The 22,793-nt window shown below is 64.2% G+C and carries 18 protein-coding genes; 4 read left to right on the forward strand and 14 right to left on the reverse strand.

Features of this window, described 5'->3' with window-relative positions; all coding sequences use genetic code 11:
- Positions 1–16 precede the first annotated feature (16 nt).
- The 6 genes from cmk to mtnA form a co-directional block, all read right to left on the reverse strand.
- On the reverse strand, positions 17–703 hold the full coding sequence (gene cmk / locus CQW31_RS14080) for a (d)CMP kinase (protein ID WP_054886603.1): 687 nt from the start codon (positions 701–703) through the stop codon (positions 17–19).
- Complete coding sequence (locus tag CQW31_RS14085) at positions 700–2,907, reverse strand: bifunctional prephenate dehydrogenase/3-phosphoshikimate 1-carboxyvinyltransferase (protein WP_054886631.1); 2,208 nt, start codon at positions 2,905–2,907, stop codon at positions 700–702. Before CQW31_RS14085 ends, cmk begins: the two co-directional genes overlap by 4 nt.
- A gap of 194 nt (positions 2,908–3,101) precedes the next feature.
- Positions 3,102–4,196 (reverse strand): prephenate dehydratase, encoded by a 1,095-nt coding sequence (gene pheA / locus CQW31_RS14090; protein WP_085675434.1) that lies wholly within the window; start codon positions 4,194–4,196, stop codon positions 3,102–3,104.
- Positions 4,196–5,281, reverse strand: coding sequence for a 3-phosphoserine/phosphohydroxythreonine transaminase (gene serC / locus CQW31_RS14095; protein WP_099814792.1), 1,086 nt, complete (start codon positions 5,279–5,281; stop codon positions 4,196–4,198). The genes pheA and serC overlap by 1 nt, the downstream gene beginning before the upstream one ends.
- 149 nt (positions 5,282–5,430) lie before the next feature.
- Entirely contained in the window at positions 5,431–8,193 is a 2,763-nt protein-coding gene (gene gyrA, locus CQW31_RS14100; RefSeq protein ID WP_054887170.1) for a DNA gyrase subunit A, read from the reverse strand.
- A gap of 332 nt (positions 8,194–8,525) precedes the next feature.
- Entirely contained in the window at positions 8,526–9,602 is a 1,077-nt protein-coding gene (gene mtnA / locus CQW31_RS14110) for an S-methyl-5-thioribose-1-phosphate isomerase (RefSeq protein ID WP_099814759.1), read from the reverse strand.
- A gap of 112 nt (positions 9,603–9,714) precedes the next feature.
- Between mtnA and ubiG the strand changes: the two genes are divergently transcribed.
- From ubiG to CQW31_RS14125, 3 genes are all read left to right on the forward strand, one after another.
- Positions 9,715–10,413: a bifunctional 2-polyprenyl-6-hydroxyphenol methylase/3-demethylubiquinol 3-O-methyltransferase UbiG gene (gene ubiG, locus CQW31_RS14115; protein ID WP_054887173.1), complete on the forward strand. Its 699-nt coding sequence runs from the start codon at positions 9,715–9,717 to the stop codon at positions 10,411–10,413.
- Positions 10,414–10,415: 2 nt separating this feature from the next.
- Positions 10,416–11,087, forward strand: a complete 672-nt coding sequence (gene mupP, locus CQW31_RS14120; RefSeq protein ID WP_054887174.1) for an N-acetylmuramic acid 6-phosphate phosphatase MupP — start codon at positions 10,416–10,418, stop codon at positions 11,085–11,087.
- Positions 11,088–11,249: 162 nt separating this feature from the next.
- Entirely contained in the window at positions 11,250–11,990 is a 741-nt protein-coding gene (locus CQW31_RS14125; protein WP_099814760.1) for a YciK family oxidoreductase, read from the forward strand.
- Between the two features lie 125 nt (positions 11,991–12,115).
- Here CQW31_RS14125 and CQW31_RS14130 read toward each other — a convergent pair whose 3' ends face one another.
- From CQW31_RS14130 to CQW31_RS14160, 7 genes are all read right to left on the reverse strand, one after another.
- Positions 12,116–12,901: a TenA family transcriptional regulator gene (locus tag CQW31_RS14130; protein WP_054887176.1), complete on the reverse strand. Its 786-nt coding sequence runs from the start codon at positions 12,899–12,901 to the stop codon at positions 12,116–12,118.
- A gap of 38 nt (positions 12,902–12,939) precedes the next feature.
- Entirely contained in the window at positions 12,940–15,396 is a 2,457-nt protein-coding gene (locus CQW31_RS14135) for an EAL domain-containing protein (RefSeq protein WP_099814761.1), read from the reverse strand.
- 224 nt (positions 15,397–15,620) lie between these two features.
- The gene (locus CQW31_RS14140; protein WP_054886394.1) at positions 15,621–17,453 is read right to left on the reverse strand and encodes an ABC transporter ATP-binding protein; all 1,833 of its coding nucleotides are present in this window, start codon (positions 17,451–17,453) and stop codon (positions 15,621–15,623) included.
- The gene (locus tag CQW31_RS14145) at positions 17,446–18,078 is read right to left on the reverse strand and encodes a DsbA family protein (protein ID WP_054886395.1); all 633 of its coding nucleotides are present in this window, start codon (positions 18,076–18,078) and stop codon (positions 17,446–17,448) included. Before CQW31_RS14145 ends, CQW31_RS14140 begins: the two co-directional genes overlap by 8 nt.
- 3 nt (positions 18,079–18,081) lie before the next feature.
- Positions 18,082–19,014, reverse strand: a complete 933-nt coding sequence (locus tag CQW31_RS14150; RefSeq protein ID WP_054886396.1) for a rhodanese-related sulfurtransferase — start codon at positions 19,012–19,014, stop codon at positions 18,082–18,084.
- Positions 19,015–19,219: 205 nt separating this feature from the next.
- Positions 19,220–19,516 (reverse strand): BolA family transcriptional regulator, encoded by a 297-nt coding sequence (locus CQW31_RS14155; protein ID WP_054886397.1) that lies wholly within the window; start codon positions 19,514–19,516, stop codon positions 19,220–19,222.
- Between the two features lie 10 nt (positions 19,517–19,526).
- Positions 19,527–20,051: a DUF2059 domain-containing protein gene (locus tag CQW31_RS14160; protein ID WP_027918170.1), complete on the reverse strand. Its 525-nt coding sequence runs from the start codon at positions 20,049–20,051 to the stop codon at positions 19,527–19,529.
- Positions 20,052–20,203: 152 nt separating this feature from the next.
- On the opposite strand from CQW31_RS14160, the gene CQW31_RS14165 reads away from it, so the two are divergent.
- Complete coding sequence (locus tag CQW31_RS14165; protein ID WP_099814762.1) at positions 20,204–21,598, forward strand: class II fumarate hydratase; 1,395 nt, start codon at positions 20,204–20,206, stop codon at positions 21,596–21,598.
- Positions 21,599–21,758: 160 nt separating this feature from the next.
- Here the strand turns inward: CQW31_RS14165 and CQW31_RS14175 are convergent, their stop codons facing one another.
- Positions 21,759–22,712, reverse strand: a complete 954-nt coding sequence (locus tag CQW31_RS14175) for a DMT family transporter (RefSeq protein ID WP_099814764.1) — start codon at positions 22,710–22,712, stop codon at positions 21,759–21,761.
- Positions 22,713–22,793: the final 81 nt, after the last annotated feature.

Below are 22,793 nucleotides of genomic sequence, written 5' to 3' on the forward strand. Positions count from 1 at the left end.
CCTGCTCTCCTGGCTATCAGACCAAGTCGCGCTGGGCGAGCTCGCTCCTGATACGTTGCAACACCTGCTCGATGGACAACTCGGTAGAGTCCAGCTGAATGGCATCGGCCGCTGGTTTCAGCGGGGCCACTGCACGCTGGGTGTCACGCTCATCACGCGCACGAATCTCATCTAGCAGACTCGACAGACTAACATCTTCGCCCTTGCCCTTCAACTGCAGGTAGCGGCGACGGGCACGCTCCTCGGCACTGGCGGTGAGGAAAACCTTCAGCGGCGCGTCCGGGAACACCACGGTACCCATGTCGCGACCGTCTGCGATCAGGCCTGGCATTTCACGGAACGCCCGCTGGCGCTCCAGCAGCGCATCACGCACCGCTGGCAGCGAGGCGACCATCGAAGCACCGGCACCGACGGTTTCAGTACGGATGACCTGGCTGACGTCCTCGCCCTCGAGAATGGTCTGTTGAAGCTTACCGGGCTGGGCGGCGATGAACTGCACATCCAGATGGGCGGCAAGCTTGGTCAGCAGCTCTTCGTTGGTCAGGTCGACGCCGTGATTGCTGGCGTTGAAGGCCAGCAAGCGGTAGAGCGCGCCGGAATCCAGCAGGTGCCAACCGAGCTCGCGGGCCAGCAGCCCGGCGACCGTACCTTTACCGGAGCCGCTCGGGCCGTCGATGGTGATGACCGGTGCCAGGCTATTCACGCTTTGCCCTCTTCGGCGACGCGGATGCCGACGTCGGCGCACAGCTTGAGGAAGTTCGGGAACGAGGTGGCGACGTTGGCGCAATCATGGATGCGGATCGGCGCACTGGCACGCAGCGAGGCAACGCTGAAGGCCATGGCGATTCGGTGGTCACCGTGACCGTGCACTTCGCCACCGCCGAGCTGGCCGCCGTCGATGATTATGCCGTCCGGGGTCGGCTCGCACTTGATGCCCAGGGTAATCAGGCCGTCGGCCATGACCTGGATGCGGTCAGACTCCTTCACCCGCAGCTCTTCGGCACCACGCAGCACGGTACGCCCTTCGGCGCAGGCAGCGGCCACGAACAGCACCGGGAACTCGTCGATGGCCAGCGGCACCAGCTCTTCAGGGATATCGATACCCTTGAGCCTGGCGCCGCGCACGCGCAGATCGGCCACGGGCTCGCCGCCGACTTCACGCTGATTCTCCAGAGTGATGTCGCCACCCATCAGGCGCAGGATGTCGATCACGCCGGTGCGGGTCGGGTTGATGCCAACGTGCTCGAGCACCAGCTCGGAGCCTTCGGCAATCGATGCAGCCACCAGGAAGAACGCCGCCGACGAGATGTCTGCCGGCACTTCGATACGGGTAGCGGTGAGCTTGCCACCGGATTGCAGCGAAGCGACCGGGCCGTTGCTCTCGACCGCGTAACCGAAGCCGCGCAGCATGCGCTCGGTGTGGTCACGGGTCGGGGCCGGCTCGGTGACGGTGGTCTTGCCTTCGGCATACAGGCCCGCCAGCAGCAGGCAGGATTTGACCTGTGCACTGGCCATCGGCAGCGTGTAGGTTAGCGCCTTCAGCTTGCTGCCGCCACGAATGGTCAGCGGCGGTCGGCCGTCCGGGCCAGTCTCGACCACCGCGCCCATTTCGCGCAGCGGGTTGGCCACGCGGTTCATCGGGCGCTTGGACAGCGAGGCGTCGCCGGTCATGGTGACATCGAACGGCTGGCCGGCCAGCAGGCCGGAGAGCAGGCGCATCGAGGTGCCGGAGTTGCCGACGTAAAGCGGCCCAGGTGGCGGCTTGAGGCCGTGCAGGCCGACGCCGTGGATGGTCACGCGGCCATGGTTCGGGCCTTCGATGACCACACCCATGTCACGGAATGCCTGCAGGGTCGCCAGGGCGTCCTCGCCTTCGAGGAAACCTTCGACTTCGGTCGTGCCTTCGGCCAGCGAGCCGAGCATGATCGAACGGTGGGAAATCGACTTGTCGCCCGGTACGCGGATTCGCCCGGTCAGGCGGCCACCCGGTTGGGCCAGGAAAATCAGATCGTTGGCGTTCATAGCGTCCACATAGGCCCGGCGGGCCAGGATTTTACTGAAATGCTCGCGGGCAACGCGTGCACGAGTGAAAACACCCAGCAGCTGATGCCCGTCCCCAGCATCGACTGCGTCGCGCAAGGCGTCGAGGTCGCTGCGAAATGTGTCCAGGGTGCGCAGGACTGCCTCGCGGTTGGCGAGGAAGATGTCGTGCCACATGGTCGGGTCGCTACCGGCGATCCGCGTGAAATCGCGGAAACCTCCCGCAGCGTACCGGAAGATGTCGAGGTTTTCATTGCGCTTGGCCAGCGAATCGACCAAGCCAAAGGCCAGCAGGTGCGGCAGGTGACTGGTGGCAGCCAGCACTTCGTCATGGCGCGCCACCGGCATGTGTTCGACATCGGCATCCAGCGCACGCCACAGGCGGTCGACCAGGGCCAGGGCGGCGGGGTCGGTCTCTTCCAGCGGCGTAAGGATGACCTTGTGCCGACGGAACAGGGCAGCGTTGGAGGCCTCTACCCCGCTCTGCTCGGAACCGGCGATGGGGTGGCCGGGCACGAAGCGCGGCAGGCGCTCACCGAAGACGGCACGCGCTTCACGCACGACATTGCCCTTGGCGCTGCCGACGTCGGTGATCACGGCATTGCCGAGGTCAAGCCGGGCCAGGCGGGCGAGGACCTTTTCCATGGCCAGGATCGGCACGGCGAGCTGAATGACGTCGGCGCCGATGCAGGCGGCCGCGAGGTCTTCTTCGCAACGGTCGACCACGCCCAGCTCGACAGCCAGCTTGCGCGACGGGGCGTCCAGATCGACGCCGACCACTTCGCGGCACAGGCCGCTTTCACGCAGGCCCTTGGCGAAGGAGCCACCGATCAGGCCGAGGCCGACTACGACCAGGCGGTTGATGATTGGCGCGGGTTTGGTTTTTGCTGCATTTACCACTGGTGCGAACCCTGTTCAGAAATCTAGGCAGTATGTGAGGCCCATTGGGGCCGCTGCGCGCCCCTTCGCGGGCGCGCCCGCTCCCACAGGGGGGATGCTTATTACACCTGTGGGAGCGGGCAAGCCCGCGAAGGGGCGCGCAGCGGCCCCAAGGCCCTGAATCAAAGCACTGCCTTCGGATAGGAACCCAGCACCTTGAGCGCCACGGCCTCCTGGCTGATCTTCTCCAGTACCGCCTTGATCAGCGGGTCGCGGTGGTGACCGACGAAATCGATGAAGAACACGTAGGTCCACTTGCCGCTGCGCGACGGACGGGTTTCGATACGGGTCAGGTCGATGCCGTTCTCGTGGAACGGTACCAACAGCTCGTGCAGCGCACCGGGCTTGTTGCTCATCGAGACGATGATCGAAGTCTTGTCGTCGCCGGTCGGCGGCACTTCCTGCTGACCGATCATCAGGAAGCGCGTGGAGTTGTCCGGGCGGTCTTCGATCTTCTCGGCCAGGCGAGTCAGGCCATACAGGTTGGCCGCCATGTCGCCGGCGATCGCCGCCGAGTTCCACTCGCCCTTGACCCGCTTGGCCGCCTCGGCGTTGCTCGAAACAGCAACGCGCTCGACGTTCGGGTAGTGCGCGTCCAGCCACTTGCGGCACTGGGCCAGCGACTGGGCGTGGGAGTAGATGCGGGTGATGCTGTTGGTCTTGGTGTTCTCGCCCACCAGCAGGTGATGGTGAATGCGCAGCTCGACTTCGCCGCAGATCACCATGTCGTGCTCGAGGAAGCTGTCGAGGGTGTGGCTGACCGCACCCTCGGTGGAGTTTTCCACCGGCACCACGCCGAAGTTGACGGCACCGGCCGCCACTTCACGGAACACTTCGTCGATTGCTGCCATCGGGCGGCTGACCACGGCATGGCCGAAATGCTTCATGGCCGCAGCCTGGGTGAAGGTGCCTTCAGGGCCGAGGTAGGCCACCTTGAGCGGTTCTTCCAGGGCCAGGCAGGACGACATGATTTCGCGGAACAGACGCGCCATCTCTTCGTTGCCCAGCGGCCCCTTGTTGCGCTCCATCACGCGCTTGAGCACCGCAGCCTCACGCTCGGGGCGGTAGAACACCGGCTTTTCGCCTTCCGCCAGGGAGGCAGTCTTGACCCGCGCCACTTCTTCGGCGCAGCGGGCGCGATCGCTGATCAGCTCGAGGATCTTCTCGTCAAGGCTGTCGATGCGTACGCGCAGGGCTTTGAGTTCCTGTTCGGACATCAGCCGTGCTCCTTCTCGAATTCGGCCATGTAGGCCACCAGGCCTTCTACCGCCTCCAGGCCCAGGGCGTTGTAGATCGAGGCACGCATGCCGCCAACCGAGCGGTGGCCCTTGAGGTTGAGCAGGCCACGGGCGTCGGCGCCGGCGAGGAAAGCCTTGTCCAGGCGCTCGTCAGCCAGGCGGAACGGCACGTTCATCCACGAACGGGCGTTGTGGCTGATCGGGTTGGTGTAGAACTCGCTGGTGTCGATGAAGCCGTACAGGCGGTCCTTCTTGGCGCGGTTGCGCTGCTCCATGGCCTCGACGCCACCCTGCTCCTTGAGCCATTCGAACACCAGGCCCGAGAGGTACCAGGAATAAGTAGCCGGGGTGTTGTACATCGAGCCGTTGTCGGCTGCGACCTTGTAGTCGAGCATGGTCGGGCAGCTGCTGCGGGCGCGGCCGATCAGGTCTTCACGAACGATCACCACCACCAGCCCGCTCGGGCCGATGTTCTTCTGCGCGCCGGCGTAGATCATGCCGTACTGCGAAACGTCGATCGGGCGCGAGAGGATGTCGGAAGACATGTCGACCACCAGCGGGACGTCGCCGGTTTCCGGAACCCAGTCGAACTGCAGGCCACCGATGGTCTCGTTGGACGCATAGTGGACGTAAGCGGCGTTCTTGGTCAGCTTCCACTCATTCTGGCCCGGAATGGCCAGGTAATCGTACGGCTTGGCGCTGGCGGCAACATTGACGGTGCCAAAGCGGCGCGCTTCCTCGATCGCCTTTTTCGACCAGATACCAGTTTCGACGTAGTCGGCAGTGCCGTTTTCCGGCAGCAGGTTCAGCGGAATTTCCGCGAACTGCTGGCTGGCACCGCCCTGCAGGAACAGCACCTTGTAGTTCGAGGGGACGGACAGCAGGTCACCCAGGTCCTGCTCGGCCTTTTCGGCGATGGCCACGTAATCGTCGCTGCGATGGCTCATCTCCATCACCGACAAGCCCTTGCCGTTCCAGTCCAGCATTTCGGCCTGGGCACGCTGCAACACAGCGTCAGGAAGCGCGGCAGGGCCTGCGCAGAAGTTAAAGGCTCGTTTGCTCACATCCACTCTCGCTCTGCCAAATAGAACAAAATCTTGATTCGGTTGCTACATATCCTGCAGGAACCGTGGTGCCTGCATCGCGAGCTGTGCTCGCTCCTACACAGTCAAACGGGGCGACCTTGGTCGCCCCGCTCGGGTTTCACGCTTGCTTATTCCTGCGGAGCCTCTTCGGCGCCTGCAGCTTCATCATCCGGAGCATCGGCCCCGACGCCTTCTTCGTCCGTCTCGATCACATCATCGAGTTCGTCCTCGGATGGCTCCTGGATACGCTCCAGGCCCACCAGGGTTTCATCGGTGGCCAGCTTGATCAGGGTCACACCCTGGGTGTTACGACCCAGGCTCGACACTTCACCGACCCGCGTGCGCACCAAGGTGCCCTGGTCGGAAATCAGCATGATTTCCTCGCCTTCCTGCACCTGGATGGCGCCGATCAGCAAGCCGTTGCGCCCCTTGGTGCCCATGGCGATCACGCCCTGGCCGCCACGCCCGCGACGCGGGAACTTGGACAGCGGGGTGCGCTTGCCGAAGCCACGCTCGGAAGCGGTGAGGATCTGCGCCCCGGATTCCGGGATCAGCATCGAAATGATCCGCTGGCCCTTGCCCAGCTTCATGCCCCGTACGCCACGGGCGGTACGGCCCATTTCGCGAACCACGCTCTCGGCGAAGCGGATCACCTTGCCGGCGTCGGAGAACATCATGACTTCCTTGGCGCCGTCGGTGATTGCCGCAGCGATCAGGGTGTCGCCTTCCTTCAGCTTCAGGGCGATCAGGCCGCTGGAGCGTGGGCGGGCGAACTGTGCCAGCGGGGTCTTCTTGACGGTACCGGAGGCAGTGGCCATGAAGATGTAGGCGCCAGTCGGCTCGGCCACCCATTCAGGGGTGTCGCCGTCTTCTTCGTCGATTTCTTCCGCCTCGACGATTTCGCCCTCGATGACACCGTCGTCACCGTCTTCCAGCTCTTCTTCAGGGTCGGCGTTCTGCTGCAGGGCCTCGAGGTCGATCTGCAGCATGGCGGTGATGCGCTCACCTTCTTCCAGCGGCAGCAGGTTGACCAGCGGGCGGCCACGGGCAGCGCGCGAGGCTTCAGGGATGTCGTAGGTCTTCAGCCAGTACACCTTGCCCTTGCTGGAGAACAGCAACAGGGTGGCGTGGCTGTTGGCGACCAGCAGGTGCTCGATGTAGTCCTCGTCCTTCACGCCGGTGGCCGACTTGCCCTTGCCGCCGCGGCGCTGGGCCTGGTAGGCGGACAGCGGCTGGGTCTTGGCATAGCCGCCGTGGGAGATGGTCACCACGCGCTCTTCTTCCGGGATCATGTCGCCGTAGTTGAGGTCGTGACGGGCATCGAGGATTTCGGTGCGACGGGCATCGCCATATTCGGCACGGATCGCTTCGAGCTCTTCGCGGATCACTTCCATCAGGCGCTGGGCGCTGCTGAGGATGCGGATCAGCTCGCCGATCTGCTCCAGGATCTCCTGGTACTCGGCCAGCAGCTTCTCGTGTTCCAGGCCGGTCAGGCGGTGCAGGCGCAGGTCGAGGATGGCCTGGGCCTGCTCCGGCGACAGGTAATACTTGCCTTCACGCAGGCCGTACTGCTCCGGCAGGTCCTCAGGGCGGCAGGAGTCGGCGCCAGCGCGCTCGACCATGACCTGCACGGCACTGGATTCCCACGGCGTGGAAACCAGGGCTTCCTTGGCTTCGGACGGGGTCGGCGAGGCCTTGATCAGGGCAATGACCGGGTCGATGTTGGACAGCGCGACCGCCTGGCCTTCAAGGATGTGGCCGCGTTCACGGGCCTTGCGCAGCTCGAACACGGTGCGGCGGGTCACCACTTCGCGGCGGTGACGGACGAACGCTTCGAGCAGGTCCTTGAGGTTGAGCAGACGCGGGCGACCATCAACCAGGGCGACCACGTTAATGCCGAACACGCTCTGCAGCTGGGTCTGCTGGTAGAGGTTGTTGAGCACCACCTCCGGCACCTCGCCGCGGCGCAGCTCGATGACGATGCGCATGCCGTCCTTGTCGGACTCATCGCGCAACTCGGTGATGCCTTCGATCTTCTTCTCTTTGACCAGCTCGGCGATCTTCTCGATCAGGCGGGCCTTGTTCAGCTGGTACGGCAGCTCGGTGATGACGATCTGCTGGCGGCCACCGACCTTGTCGATGTCTTCGATCTCGGAGCGGGCGCGCATGTAGATGCGGCCACGGCCAGTGCGGTAGGCCTCGATGATGCCCTGGCGGCCGTTGATGATGCCGGCAGTCGGGAAGTCCGGGCCGGGGATGAACTGCATCAGCTCATCCACGGTGACGTCCGGGTTGTCGATCAGCGCCAGGCAACCATCGATGACTTCACCGAGGTTGTGCGGCGGGATGTTGGTCGCCATACCCACGGCGATACCGCTGGAACCGTTGACCAGCAGGTTGGGGATACGGGTCGGCATGACTGCCGGGATCTGCTCGGTGCCGTCGTAGTTGGGCACCCAGTCGACGGTCTCTTTGTGCAGGTCGGCCAGCAGCTCGTGGGCCAGCTTGGTCATGCGCACTTCGGTGTATCGCATGGCGGCGGCGTTGTCGCCGTCGACCGAACCGAAGTTGCCCTGGCCGTCGACCAGCAGGTAGCGCAGCGAGAACGGCTGGGCCATACGCACGATGGTGTCGTAGACCGCAGTGTCGCCGTGCGGGTGGTACTTACCGATCACGTCACCGACCACACGGGCGGATTTCTTGTACGGCTTGTTCCAGTCGTTGCCCAGTTCGCTCATCGCATAGAGAACGCGACGATGCACGGGCTTCAAGCCATCACGCGCATCGGGCAGCGCTCGCCCGACAATCACGCTCATCGCGTAGTCGAGGTAAGACTGTCTCAGTTCGTCTTCGATATTGACCGGGAGGATTTCTTTGGCCAGTTCGCCCATGAGAAGCCTGATTCCTTTTTCTGGTGAAACTTCGCAGCTCCATCAAGGGCCGAACGAAGCTCGCCGCCGCAACGCATAGGGGTGCGACGACTTACGACAAATCAATGAGTTGTTGCATGGATCTGCGCAATGAAGGCCGCCTTCTTGGGCGGTCCTGGAAACTGCCGGATGTTATCACAAAGGCGGGGCGGTGGGGAGATATGGCAGGTGGCCTCAGGCCGAGGATTTTCGTTGCCCGTGCCGGCCTCTTCGCGGGCTCGCCCGCTGCCACAGAGGACCGCACCTCCCTGTGGGAGCGGGCGAGCCCGCGAAGAGGCCGGTACAGGGAATGATCAATGCAACCGCTTGCGACACATCAGTTGGGCCAGCTTGGCGGTATCCGGCCGCTCGACGATGCCGCGCTCGGTGACGATCACGTCGATCAGGTCGGCCGGGGTCACGTCGAATACCGGGTTGAAGGCCTCAACCGGCGGTGCCACACGGGTGCCGGCGTAGTCCAGCAACTCATCGGCCTCACGCTCCTCAAGCGGAATATCCTCACCGGTGGCCAGGTTGAGGTCGATGCTGGTGCTCGGCGCCACCACCATGAAGCGCACGCCGTGGTGCATGGCACTGACGGCCAGCTGGTAAGTGCCGATCTTGCTCGCCACATCGCCATTGGCGGCAATGCAGTCGGCGCCGACCACCACCCAGGTGATGCCCTTGGTCTTCATCAGGTGGGCCAGCGCCGAGTCGGCACACAGCGTCACCGGGATGCCCTCCCTGGCCAGCTCCCAGGCGGTCAGGCGCGAGCCCTGCAGCCAAGGGCGGGTCTCCCCGGCGTACACCCGCTCGACCATCCCCTCCAGATAACCGGCGCGAATCACCCCCAGGGCCGTACCGATACCACCACTGGCCAGGGCGCCGGCGTTGCCGTAGGTCAGCAAGGTCTGCTCGTTGCCCTGATGGCGACGGATCAGCTCGATACCGTGCTGGGCCATGGTCAGGTTGGCTTCGCGGTCACTTTCATGTATGGCGATCGCTTCGGCTTCCAGCGCGGCCAGCACGTCTTCGGCGCCACGCACCCGCAGCAGCCGCTCACGCATGCGGTTCAGCGCCCAGAACAGGTTGGCCGCGGTGGGCCGGGCTTCGGCCAGGCTGAGGAAGTCCTCTTCCAGGTCCATTTCCCAGTCGCCCCCCTGGGCCAGGCGCTCTTCCAGGGCCAGGACCAGGCCATAGGCAGCGGCAATGCCGATGGCAGCGGCGCCACGCACAGCCATGTCGCGGATCGCCGCCGCCACCTGCGCGACATTGTCGCAGGTCAGCCAGCGTTCTTCCGACGGCAGCAGGCGCTGGTCGAGCAGGTGCAGGGCGCCGCCTTGCCAGCGCATCCCGGTCACCTTCTCCGCCGCCAAAAGTCGCTCGCGCATTGCCTCTCCCCGTCGTTCGGATATCAAAAGCCGGCGATTATAGCGACCCTCGGCCGCAGACGCTCGGGTATACTGCGCCCCATTTGAAGTGCAAGTTCCAGAGGATTGTTCAATGAGCAACGTCGACCACGCCGAAATCGCCAAGTTCGAAGCCTTGGCCCACCGCTGGTGGGACCGCGAAAGCGAGTTCAAGCCGCTGCACGACATCAACCCGCTGCGCGTCAACTGGATCGACGAGCGCGTCGGCCTGGCGGGCAAGAAGGTGCTGGACGTTGGCTGCGGCGGTGGCATCCTCAGCGAGGCCATGGCCTTGCGCGGCGCCACCGTCACCGGCATCGACATGGGTGAGGCCCCCCTGGCGGTCGCCCAGCTGCACCAGCTGGAGTCGGGCGTCGAGGTCGAATACCGGCAGATCACCGCCGAAGCCCTGGCCGAAGAAATGCCCGAGCAGTTCGACGTGGTCACCTGCCTGGAAATGCTCGAGCACGTACCCGACCCGTCGTCGGTAATCCGCGCCTGCCACCGCATGGTCAAGCCCGGTGGCCAGGTGTTCTTCTCGACCATCAACCGCAACCCGAAGGCCTACCTGCTGGCCATCGTCGGCGCCGAGTACATCCTCAAGATGCTGCCGCGCGGCACCCACGACTTCAAGAAGTTCATCCGCCCGTCCGAGCTCGGCGCGTGGAGCCGTGTCGCCGGCCTCGAGGTCAAGGACATCATCGGCCTGACCTACAACCCGCTGACCAAGCACTACAAGCTCAGCAGCGACGTTGACGTCAACTACATGATCCAGACCCTGCGCGAGGAATGACCATGCGTTTGCGAGCAGTACTCTTCGACATGGACGGCACCCTGCTCGACACGGCGCCGGACTTCATCGCCATTTGCCAGGCCATGCTCGCCGAGCGCGGCCTGCCGGCCATCGATGACCAACGGATCCGCGACGTGATTTCCGGCGGCGCCCGCGCCATGGTTGCGGCCACCTTCGCCATGGACCCCGAGGCCGAAGGCTTCGAGGCCCTGCGCCTGGAGTTCCTCGAGCGCTACCAGCGTGACTGCGCCGTGCACAGCAAGCTGTTCGACGGCATGGGCGAGCTGCTGGCCGACATCGAAAAGGGCAACCTGCTGTGGGGCGTGGTGACCAACAAACCGGTGCGCTTCGCCGAGCCGATCATGCAGCAACTGGGCCTGGCCGAGCGTTCGGCCCTGCTGATCTGCCCGGACCACGTGAAGAACAGCAAACCCGACCCGGAGCCGCTGATCCTCGCGTGCAAGACGCTGGACCTGGACCCGGCCAGCGTGCTGTTCGTCGGCGACGACCTGCGCGACATCGAGTCCGGCCGCGACGCCGGCACCCGCACCGCGGCGGTGCGCTACGGCTATATTCATCCAGAGGACAACCCGAACAACTGGGGCGCCGATGTGGTGGTGGACCACCCGCTGGAACTGCGCAAGGTGATCGACAGCGCCCTGTGCGGCTGTTGATCCATGACGACTGACGGCTGACCCTGTGGGAGCGGCCAAGCCCGCGAAGCAGACACCCCGGTGCCTGGCACGGGCTACGCCCGTGTTCGCGGCGGTTCGACGCCTCGACACGCCCGCTCCCACAGGGATCGCATTCGCCCTCACGAACACAGGGAATATTCAATGTTCGACTACACTGCCCGCCCCGGCCTGCTCGCCGGCCGCGTCATCCTGGTCACCGGCGCCGGCCGCGGCATCGGCGCCGCTGCTGCCAAGGCCTATGCCGCCGTGGGCGCTACCGTGCTGCTGCTGGGCAAGACCGAGGCCAACCTCAACGAGGTCTATGACCAGATCGAGGCCGCCGGCCACCCGCAGCCCGTGGTGATCCCATTCAACCTGGAAACCGCCCTGCCCCATCAGTACGACGAGCTGGCGGTAATGATCGAAGAGCAGTTCGGCCGCCTCGACGGCCTGCTCAACAACGCCTCGATCATCGGCCCGCGCACGCCGCTGGAGCAGCTGTCGGGCGACAACTTCATGCGCGTGATGCACATCAACGTCGACGCCACCTTCATGCTCACCAGCACCTTGTTGCCACTGCTCAAGTTGTCTGAAGATGCCTCGGTGGTGTTCACCTCGAGCAGCGTCGGGCGCAAGGGCCGGGCCTACTGGGGTGCCTACGGGGTATCGAAGTTCGCCACCGAAGGGCTGATGCAGACCCTGGCCGACGAACTGGAAGGCGTGGCACCAGTGCGCGCCAACAGCATCAACCCCGGCGCTACGCGCACGGCGATGCGGGCCCAGGCGTATCCGAGCGAGAACCCGCAGAACAACCCGCTGCCGGAAGAGATCATGCCGGTCTATCTGTACCTGATGGGGCCGGATAGCAAAGACGTGAACGGGCAGGCGCTCAACGCGCAGTAAGGCTCGAGATTGCCGGGGCTGCCTTGCAGCCCTTTCGCGACACAAGGCCGCTCCTACAGGGGAATGCGATCCGGTGTAGGAGCGGCCTTGTGTCGCGAAAGGGCCGCAAAGCGGCCCCAGAAATTTCAGCCAGCAGCCAAGGCCGGGCGCAGGCGCCCTTGCTGGCGCCCTTCCAGTTGCATGCACCGTTCCAGGAACAGGTACATGCAGTCATAGCTCTTGCAGATGGCCTTGCGCAGTTCGGTGCGCAGCCCCAGGGTCGGGTTCTCGCCCGCCAGCGTGCAGATGATCTCCAGCGCCTCCCAAGGGTGCGCGTCGTCGTACTGCGCATGCATCTTCAACCACTTCATCGCCCGCTTGCGCTGATCTTCCGGGAACCCCATGGCGTAGGTGTCTGCAGCGCAGACCACCGCCGACCACTCGCCCGTCGCCCCTTCGATCGCATAATTGGTCGCCGCCATGGCAATCGCCAGCGACTCGGTGGTGCATACCCGCCAGCACCAGTCGTTCAGCCCGTTCAGTTCTGGCGGTACATCCTGTGCCTGCAGCTCGTGCAGGTGCACGCCATGGGCCTGGCACCAGTTGACCCAGTAGTCGGCATGGTTGAGCTCGACGCGGATGTTACGCATCAGCCAACGCCGCGCCATGTCTTCGCCAGGGTGGCGGGCATAGCGGGTCTTGGTCAGGTTATGGGCCATGTACAAGGAAAACTGCTCGACCACCGGCCAGCCACCGATCAGGTACTGGCGAATGGTCGACTGGCGCAGCTGGCCATCGCGCAGACGCTGGTAGAACTCATGTTCGACCACCCGTCGCTTGCTTTCGCGGCAATCTTCGATCAGTTGCTGGGCCCACTGGGGGTAGCTGGCCGGGTCCATCAAGGGCCCGATACGTACGAATGCATCAATCACTTTTCAGCTCCTTGATCCTTGTGATTTGGCGGACGTGTTCAGCGAAAAGTACCTGGCGCCCGATGCAGCAAGGGCCGCGCAGCAATCCGTTGGCGCTGCAGACTGTCGCAGGTGAACACCTGCGGTCGTTCAATCAGATAGCCCTGGGCGTAATCCACGCCGATCTCCTGCAAGGCCTGCTCGATCAACGGTGTTTCGACGAACTCGGCGATGGTCCGCTTGCCCATGACGTGGCCGATGTGATTGATCACCTCGACCATGGCACGATTGACCGGGTCGTCGAGCATATCTTTGACAAAACTTCCGTCGATCTTCAAGAAGTCGACCGGTAAATGTTTCAAATAGGCAAATGACGACATCCCGGCGCAGAAGTCATCCAGTGAGAACTTGCAACCCAGCCCCTTCAATTCATTGATGAAGCGGATTGCGCTGCCCAGGTTGGCGATGGCGCTGGTCTCGGTGATCTCGAAGCAGACCATGCGCGGCGGAATGGCATATTCGACGAACAACCGCTGCAGATACTCGAGGAACTTGTCGTCGCCGATGCTCGTCCCCGAGAGGTTGATCGCGCACATCGCCAACGGCCCCTCCCGCCCTTCATCCAGGCATTGGCGGATGACCTGGAACACGTTGCGCACCACCCAGCGGTCCAGCGCCGTCATCAGGCCATAGCGCTCGGCGGCCGGGATGAAACTGTCGGGAAGGATGGTGCGACCGCTTTCGTCATGCAGGCGCAGCAGTATCTCGATATGGCCCGGCCCCTCGATGTCTTTCAGCGCGGCGATTTCCTGGCAATAGAGGCAGAAGCGGTTCTCCTCCAGGGCCACGTGCAGGCGCTGGATCCAGGCCATCTCGCCAAAGCGCATGGACAGTTCACTGTCGTCGGCGTGGTACACCTGTACCCGGTTACGGCCCTTTTCCTTGGCCATGTAGCAGGCCATGTCGGCAGCTCGCAACGAGGCCGCCAGCGTGCCCGGCACCTGGGCGATGTGCACCAGGCCGATACTGACGGTGGTCACGAACGGCCTTCCCTTCCACACGAAGTGCAGGCTCTGCACGGCCTGGCGCAAGTTCTCGGCGATGCGCTCGGACTGTTCGGGCGGGCAATTCTCCAGCAGCACACCAAATTCATCGCCGCCCAGGCGCGCCAAGGTGTCACCTTCGCGCAGCCCTGACTGCAGCACCGCGCAAATGTGCCTGAGCAGCTCGTCACCCGCTGCATGGCCACTGGTGTCGTTGACCAGCTTGAACTGATCGAGGTCGAGGAACATCAGCGAATGCCGCCCGGCCTGGCGCACCAGGCTGTTGAGCGCCTGTTCCAGGCGGTATTCGAATTCGCGACGGTTGGCCAGACCGGTCAAGGCGTCATGGGTGGCTTGCCAGGACAGGTTGGCGATGTACTGGCGCTCTTGGGTCATGTCGTGCAGCACCAGCACGATGCCCGCCACCTGGTCGTTGTTGATGATCGGCGAACCGACCAGGTTGACCGAGACCGTGCCGCCATCCAGGCGCTGGATCAGTCGGGCATGCTCAGCACCGCCCTTGAGGCTGCCGCTGAGCACCTGCTCGACCAGCGTGCTGCCTTCGCCCTCCTGCTGCTCGTCGAGCAGGCTGAACAACGCCCCCAACGGCAGCCCCAGGGCCTGCCCGGACTGCCAGTGGGTCAACTGCTCGGCAGCCGGGTTCATGTAGCCGATATTACCCTCGACATCGGCGGTGATCACCGCATCACCAATCGCCTCGAGGGTGATCTGCGCCCGCTCCTTCTCCTCCCGCAGGGCATTGGCGAAGGCCTGGCGCTGGGCCAGCAGCTTGCTCGAACGGCGCCAGGCAAAGGTGATGAGGAACAGCGCAGTCAGCAGGTTGGTGACCAGCAGCACCCGCAGCAGCATCCGCGAGCCTTCGCCCAACGCATCGCTGAAGGCCTTGGCGGCCGGCGTGACGCCTTCGTTGATCGCGACGATGCGGGCTTTCCAGTCATCGAGCTGGGCAGCGCTGACCTGCCCCGCAGCAAAACCCGCGTGCATGTCGCTGGCCAGCATATCGAGCTTGATCAGGTAATCATCGCCGATGTTCCAGTAATCGATCGCCGTCTGCATATAGCTGACCTGGCGAAAATTACGGTAGAACCAGATGATCCGGTCGACATCGTCCGGGTGGTTGCCCCCCTGCAGCACAGCCTGACGGGCGCCTTGCAGGTCCGGGCTGGCCTGGTCGAGCAGTTCACGCAGTTCGTGGTCGCCCTGGGGCACGGTCATGACCTGGCGATAGCGCTGATAGGTACGCTCGTCGCGGTCATCGGCATACAGGTTGAGGTAATAGATGGCGTCTTTCTGCGCCTTGGACCAAAGGCTTTCACCGGCGACGTAGGCACGTACCGCCGACAACGCATAAAGGCTGAGGCTACCCAGCAACACCTGGAACACGACAACGGCGATGAAGGGCCAGATGATACCTGCCAACCTAGGCGCTTCTTGTGTGCGATTTCCCTTCATTTAGTCCCTGTCGCAGAGCAGATAAGACTTTGAATCAACCCAGACAAGCACAGCGTAGGCCATTTGCCATCTGAGTGGAGGGGAATTTCACACCTTCATGGATTGTGCTGGATTCTTCGCGGGCACGCCCGCTCCCACAGGTACTGCACTGATTTCAGATTCAGCGCGGTACCTGTGGGAGCGGGCGTGCCCGCGGAGAGGCCGGCACAGGCGATAGGAAGCCGTCAGGTTTGTTGCAGATGCCCATACAACTTGGCATACAGCCCACCCTCGGCGATCAGCTGCTGATGGTCGCCATCCTCGGCCACATGCCCGCCGTCGAATACCAGCACGCGGTCGGCCTGCTTCACCGCCGACAAGCGGTGGGCAATGATCAGCGTGGTGCGGCCGCTGAGGAAGCGCGCCAGTGCCTGGTGCAGGTTGTACTCGGTGGCAGCATCCAGCGCCGAGGTGGCTTCATCGAGAATCACCACCTTGGGCTCGGCCAGGACCATGCGGGCAATCGCCAGGCGCTGGCGCTGGCCACCGGAAAGGCGCACCCCCGACCGGCCGACCACGCTGTCCAGCCCTTGCGGCAAGGCGGCAATGGTGGCGTCCAGCTGGGCAATGCGCAGTGCCTGCCAGCACGCTTCGTCAGTGCATTCGCGGCCCATGGTCAGGTTGGCGCGCACGCTGTCGTTGAACAGCGAGGGGTGCTGCAGCACCACCGCGACATTCTCGCGCAGGGTCTCAAGGCCGATTTCCTGCAGGCTGGCACCGCCAAAGCGGATAGTCCCGGCCTGCGCGCTGTACAGGCCCAGCAGCAACTGCACCAAGGTACTCTTGCCGCCACCACTGGCACCGACGATTGCCACTTTCTCACCGGGGGCAATGGCCAGGTTCAGCTGGTCCAGCACCGGCTCGTCGGCATAGGCAAACCGCAGGTCGCGCACCTCGATACCCACCGTCTCGCGGCCGCTGAACGGGTCACAGGACGCCGGGTACTGCGGCTCGTCGGCCCGCGACAGCAGCTCATTGAGCCGGCTCAGCGCACCGCCGGCAGCGTAGTAGGCATACTGCAGGTTGAGCAGCTGTTCCACCGGGCCGATCATGAACCACAGGTAGCTGAACACCGCCAGCATCTGGCCGATCGACAGGTCGGAAAACAGCACGGTCAGCATCGCCGCCGCACGGAAGATGTCGATACCGAACTGGAACAGCAGACCGCTGGCGCGGCCGCTGGCATCGCTCTTCCATTGCGATTCCACGGCATAGTCGCGCACTTCACGGGCCCGCAGGCCAAGGCGGCCGAGGAAATAGCCCTGGCGGTTGCCGGCACGGATTTCCTGGATGGCATCCAGGGTCTCCGACAATGCCTGGGTAAAACGCGAGGTGCTGTCGTTCTCGAGTTTCTTCAGGTGCTTGACGCGTTTGCCCAGCTGCACGGTGAAGTAGATCACCAGCGGGTTGAACAACAGGATCAGCAACGCCAGTTTCCAGTGCATCCAGATCAGGATCGCCGCCGTGCCGGTGAGGGTCAGCATGGCCACCAGGAAGCGGCTCAAGGTCTCGCCGACAAACTTGTCGAGGGTATCCAGGTCGGTGACCAGGTGCGTGGTCACGGTGCCGCTGCCCAGGCTTTCATATTCCTTCAGCGAGATGCGCTTGAGGCGCTCGATCAGGCGAATGCGCAGGCGGTAGACGATGTCCTTGGCCAAACCGGCGAACAGCTTGGCCTGCACCACGTTGAAGGCCAGCGCCGCCAGGCGCAGGCACAACGTGGCCACCAGCATCAGGCCGATGTAGCCGGCCGCCACTTGCCAGGCGCTCGGTAGCAGCTGGTTCATCCATTTCAGCGCGGCATCGCCGTGGCCCAGCAGCACTTCGTCAACCAGCAACGGCAACAGCAACGGGATCGGCACCGCGCAGCAGGCTGCCAGTACGGCGACCAGGTTGGCGGCCCAGAGGTTTTTCTTGTGATGCAGGGCCAGGCGCCGGATTTCCGCCCAGCTCAGGCGATCGGACACAGCGGCGGGCTTCCCTGGCACAGGGTCGTGCGACCCTGGCAGATCAAGCACAGACGGCCTGCTGTAGCCAGCGGCCAAGCAGCGGTTGCAGGCTGCCCAGCGGCTGGTAGCCATTGGTCAGCAACGCCAGCTGGCCGTTGCGCTCAGCTAGCAGGGTCGGGAAGCCGGCGATGCCAAGGTCCTGTACCCAGCTGAAATCGGCGCTGGTGGCGGCGCGAATATCATGGCTGGTGAACTGCTGGGCGAAGCGCTCGCGGTCGAAGCCGGCCTGTTCGGCCAGCTCGACCAGTTGCGGCGCGCGGGTGACATCCACGCCCTGCTCGTAGAACGAACGCTGGATCAGCGCCAGCAGCGGCCAGACACGTTCGGCGTCCAGCTCGCGGGCAGTGACCAGGGCGCGGCAGGCCGGCTCGGTGTCGTAGACGAAGCCGTCAGGCATGGCGCCGTCGAAACGGAACGGCTGCCCGGTGGCTTCGGCCACCGCCTGCCAGTGCTCGAGGATGTACTTGCGGGTCGAGCCGTCCAACGCGCTGCCGCCCGTGCGCAGCCCGCCCGGCACCAGCCGCGTGCTGACGCCCGCCTCGGCGGCCTGTGCGATCAGGGCCGCAGCCACAGGTGCGAAACCCCAGCACCAGGAGCACATCGGGTCCATCACATAGATCAGGCGGGCGGTCATGGTTCAAGCCTCGGCTTTGTAGTTGTAACCAATCGGGTGCGGCTGATTGCGAGCCTTGGCCAGCTCGATCTGCTTCTGCCGATCGATGGCGCTGCGGCGGGTCTTTTCGCTCAGGGTGTCCCAGCAATGCGGGCAGCTCACGCCTGGCGAATAGTGCTCCGACTCGCGGTCCTTGGCATCGACCGGGTGGCGGCAGGCATGGCACTGGTCGTACTCGCCCTCGCTCAGGTCATGGCGCACCGTGACGCGGTTGTCGAAGACGAAGCAGTCGCCGTCCCAGAGGCTCTCTTCCTGAGGCACTTCCTCGAAGTATTTCAGGATGCCACCCTTAAGATGATAGACCTCCTCGAAGCCTTCACCGAGCATGTAGCTGGACGCTTTTTCGCAACGGATGCCGCCGGTGCAGAACATCGCGACCTTCTTGTGCTTGCTTGGGTCGAAGTTGGCCTTGATGTACTCGGGGAACTCGCGGAAGGTCTCGGTCTTCGGGTCGATGGCGCCCTTGAAGGTGCCGATGGCCACTTCGTAGTCGTTGCGGGTGTCGATCAGCAGCACTTCCGGGTCGCTGATCAGGGCGTTCCAGTCCTTGGGCTCGACATAGGTGCCGACGGCCTGGTTCGGGTCGACACCCGGCACGCCGAGGGTGACGATCTCTTTCTTGAGCTTGACCTTGGTGCGGTAGAACGGCTGCTCGTCGCAGTAGGATTCCTTGTGGTCGACATCGGCCAGGCGCGGGTCGTTGCGCAGCCAGGCGAGCAAGCCGTCGATGCCCTCGCGAGTGGCCGAAACGGTGCCGTTGATGCCTTCGTGGGCCAGCAGCAAGGTGCCTTTGACGCCGTTGTCGAGCATGGTCTTGAGCAGCGGTTCACGCAGCTCGACGTAATCTTCCAGGGTGACGAACTTGTACAGCGCCGCCACGACGATAGCTTGGGACATGTAACAGACTCTCCAGTGGTTGCCCTCGTAAGGGGCGGACCGGGTTTGACCTAAAAAAAACATGGGGGCGCCTTGCGCCCCTTTCGCGACACAAGGCCGCTCCTACAGGGGAATGCGAATTCCTGCAGGAGTGGCCTTGTGTCGCGAAAGGGCCGCAAAGCGGCCCCCGGATTTTGCAGGATTGTACCAGAACGACGGAAAGGATTCAGTGCCCGCCGCCAGCACACACCGGCGAAGCCGGTGCTGCGCCCACCTTGGCCCACTCTTCGGCCGTGTAGGTGTGGATCGCCAGGGCGTGGATCTCGCCCATCAGCTCACCCATGGTGGCGTAGACCTTCTGGTGGCGCTTGACGCTGTTGAGCCCGGCGAACTGCTCGCTGACGATCACCGCCTTGTAGTGGGTTTCCTGGCCACGGCTGTGCATGTGGCTTTCGTTGTGCACTTCAAGGTGTTGCGGGGCCAGCGCGGCCAGTTGCTGCTCGATGCGTTGCTGCATGCTCATCGGGTGCTACTCACTTCTTGGCCGGGGCGGCGGCCTTGCCAGCGTTCGGGTCCAGCTCCTTGGTCATGTCGTCGAGCAGCTTGTTGACCACAGGCACCGCCGGTTCCAGGCTGGTCTGGGTCAGCTGGGCCGACTGCTGGGTGACCTTGGGCATTTCACGCAGGACTTTCTTGCCCAGCGGCGACTCGTAGAACTTGACCAGGTCCTTGAGCTCTTGCTCGGTGAAGGTCTGGGTGTACAGGTCGACCATCTTCGGCTTCAGCTTGTTCCAGCCGATGGCGTTGTCCAGGGCAGCGTTGGCCTTGGCCTGGTAGCTCTCGAGCACCGGCTGCTTGGAGGCCGGGGCCTTGGTCTGGGCGAAACGCTGGGCGAACATCTGCTGGACCTGCATGTACACCGGAGTGCCCAGCTTGTCGGCATTGGCCAGGGTCAGGAATTTCTCGGCGGCAGCATTGTGGCTGGCGGTGGCAGCGAGTACCTGGCCGCTGGCACAGGCCAGGGCGACGGCAGCACAGAGGACACGGAGACGGGTCATTGCATTTCCTTCAGGAGGGGAGGCGGTACCTCAGAGTAGAGCATTCTGCTCCCGCAGGGGCGCAGCGCTCAAGTGGCACGACGAGCGAATGAACCGCTCGCACGCATGAGGGCCTAAACTGCTGATTCTGACTGACAAGGAGTGAACGCAGCATGAGCCGTATCGAGACAGACAGCCTGGGCCCGGTCGAAGTTCCTGAGGACGCCTACTGGGGCGCACAGACCCAGCGCTCGCTGATCAACTTTGCCATTGGCAAGGAACGCATGCCGCTCGCGGTGCTGCACGCCCTAGCACTGATCAAGAAAGCCGCCGCGCGGGTCAACGACCGCAACGGCGACCTGCCTGCCGACATCGCCCGGCTGATCGAACAAGCCGCCGATGAAGTGCTCGATGGCGAGCATGACGACCAGTTCCCGCTGGTCGTCTGGCAGACCGGCAGCGGCACCCAGAGCAACATGAACGTCAACGAGGTGATCGCCGGGCGCGCCAACGAGCTGGCGGGCAAAGGCCGCGGCGGCAAGGCGCCAGTCCACCCCAACGATCACGTCAACCGCTCGCAGAGTTCCAACGACTGCTTCCCCACCGCCATGCACATCGCCGCTGCCCAGGCGGTACACGACAAGCTGCTGCCGGCGATCGCCGAGCTGTCGTCGGGCCTGGCCGAGTTGTCGGCGCGCCACAGCAAGCTGGTCAAGACCGGCCGCACGCACATGATGGATGCCACACCGATCACCTTCGGCCAAGAGGTGTCGGCCTTCGTCGCCCAGCTCGACTACGCCCAGCGCGCCATCCGCGCCACCTTGCCGGCGGTGTGCGAGCTGGCGCAGGGTGGCACCGCCGTCGGCACCGGGCTGAACGCCCCGCATGGTTTTGCCGAGGCCGTGGCCGCCGAGCTGGCCGCCCTCTCTGGCCTGCCCTTCATCACTGCCCCCAACAAGTTCGCCGCCCTCGCCGGCCATGAGCCGCTGACCAGCCTGGCCGGTGCGCTGAAGACCCTGGCGGTGGCGCTGATGAAGATCGCCAACGACCTGCGCCTGCTCGGTTCCGGCCCGCGGGCCGGGCTGGCCGAAGTGCGCCTGCCGGCCAACGAGCCGGGCAGCTCGATCATGCCCGGCAAGGTCAACCCGACCCAGTGCGAGGCGCTGTCGATGCTGGCCTGCCAGGTATTGGGCAACGACGCGGCAATCGGCTTTGCCGCCAGCCAGGGTCACTTGCAGCTGAACGTGTTCAAGCCGGTGATCATCCACAACCTGCTGCAGTCGATCGAGCTGCTGGCCGATGGCTGTCGCAACTTCCAGCAGCATTGCGTGGCCGGCATCGAGCCGGATGCAGAGCAGATGGCGGCGCACCTGGAGCGCGGCCTGATGCTGGTAACGGCGCTGAACCCACACATTGGCTATGACAAGGCGGCGGAGATTGCCAAGAAGGCCTACAGCGAGGGCAAGACCTTGCGCGAAGCGGCGCTGGAGTTGAAGTACCTGACCAACGAGCAGTTCGACCAGTGGGTGAGGCCGGAGAACATGCTGGCGCCCGGTGGCAAGGGCTGAACAGCCGATTCCAGGAATAGCGCGAAACCTGTAGGAGCGGCCTTGTGTCGCGAAAGGGCCGCAGAGCGGCCCCAGCAATTTCGGCAGCGCTGCTGAAATCCTGGGGCCGCTTCGCGGCCCTTTCGCGACGCAAGGCCGCTCCTACAAAGAGCGCGCAATCCTATGCCAGGCGTGCCCTTCTGGCCCGCCACCCGGCCACCAGCGAAGGCCCCAGCGCCACCAGGCTCGAACCCGCCACCACCGTCACCGCGCCTATATAGCCCAGGGTATTGATGTCTTCGGCGTGCACGTACTCAGGCCACACCACGGCAGCCAGCGCCACCGCGACAAAGGTCACCAGCGGTGTCAGCGCCAGCGTGGCGCTCACCCGTGACGCCTCCCAATGCGCCAACGCCTCGGCAAACGCGCCATAGGCCACCAGGGTATTCAGGCAACAAGCCAGCAACAGCCACCCCTGCACCGGGCTCAATTGCAGCGCCTCCAGCGGATGCACCCAAGGCGTCAACAGGGCCGCACAACTCAGGTAGATGACCATCATCACCTGCTGCGAATGCCACACCGTCAGCAACTGCTTCTGGCTCAGGGCATAGAACACCCAGATGCTGGTGGCCAGGAGAATGGTCAGGACACCCGTGGTGTAGGTGCCCAGCGAGGTCAGCAGCTCTTCCAGGCGCTGATTGAAGAACAGGCCGAAACCGCCCAGCAGCACCAGCAGGCCAATGCCCTGCCCCAGGCTGAAGCGCTCCTTGAACACGAACACGCTGGCCACCAGCAACAACACCGGGCCGATCTGCACCACCAGCTGGGCAGTGCCCGGGCTCAGCAGCTTCAGGCCGATCAGGTACAGCACATAGTTGCCCATCAGCCCGAACACGGCGACCACGATCAGGGCCTTGCCCTTGGGCACCAGCTTGCGCAGCGACGGCAGGCGCCGCTGGGCGGCCAGCCAGGCGAACAGCACGCCGCCGGAAACCAGCAGGCGATACCAGGTGACGGTCATCGGGTCGACCACCTGCAGCACCTGCTTGAGCTTGATCGGCAGGATGCCCCAGAGCAGCGCGGTCAGCAGTGCCAGAAACAGGCCGTAACCCCAACGGCCGGAAGTTGTGTGCATACAGTCCTCGAATGTGCCCTTGGTGGGGGTAACCGAATTCTAAGGGCTTGGAGCTCCGAGCCGGAGGAAAATGCCGGGAAA

Source organism: Pseudomonas sp. 382, assembly GCF_002759075.1.
Lineage (GTDB): Bacteria > Pseudomonadota > Gammaproteobacteria > Pseudomonadales > Pseudomonadaceae > Aquipseudomonas > Aquipseudomonas vlassakiae.

Coding starts and splice junctions, on each gene's coding strand:
- pheA (WP_085675434.1), bottom strand. CDS start 4,196: ATGTCCGAACAGGAACTCAAAGCCCTGCGCGTACGCATCGACAGCCTT.
- gyrA (WP_054887170.1), bottom strand. CDS start 8,193: ATGGGCGAACTGGCCAAAGAAATCCTCCCGGTCAATATCGAAGACGAA.
- mtnA (WP_099814759.1), bottom strand. CDS start 9,602: ATGCGCGAGCGACTTTTGGCGGCGGAGAAGGTGACCGGGATGCGCTGG.
- ubiG (WP_054887173.1), top strand. CDS start 9,715: ATGAGCAACGTCGACCACGCCGAAATCGCCAAGTTCGAAGCCTTGGCC.
- mupP (WP_054887174.1), top strand. CDS start 10,416: ATGCGTTTGCGAGCAGTACTCTTCGACATGGACGGCACCCTGCTCGAC.
- CQW31_RS14125 (WP_099814760.1), top strand. CDS start 11,250: ATGTTCGACTACACTGCCCGCCCCGGCCTGCTCGCCGGCCGCGTCATC.
- CQW31_RS14135 (WP_099814761.1), bottom strand. CDS start 15,396: ATGAAGGGAAATCGCACACAAGAAGCGCCTAGGTTGGCAGGTATCATC.
- CQW31_RS14145 (WP_054886395.1), bottom strand. CDS start 18,078: ATGACCGCCCGCCTGATCTATGTGATGGACCCGATGTGCTCCTGGTGC.
- CQW31_RS14150 (WP_054886396.1), bottom strand. CDS start 19,014: ATGTCCCAAGCTATCGTCGTGGCGGCGCTGTACAAGTTCGTCACCCTG.
- CQW31_RS14155 (WP_054886397.1), bottom strand. CDS start 19,516: ATGAGCATGCAGCAACGCATCGAGCAGCAACTGGCCGCGCTGGCCCCG.
- CQW31_RS14160 (WP_027918170.1), bottom strand. CDS start 20,051: ATGACCCGTCTCCGTGTCCTCTGTGCTGCCGTCGCCCTGGCCTGTGCC.
- CQW31_RS14165 (WP_099814762.1), top strand. CDS start 20,204: ATGAGCCGTATCGAGACAGACAGCCTGGGCCCGGTCGAAGTTCCTGAG.
- CQW31_RS14175 (WP_099814764.1), bottom strand. CDS start 22,712: ATGCACACAACTTCCGGCCGTTGGGGTTACGGCCTGTTTCTGGCACTG.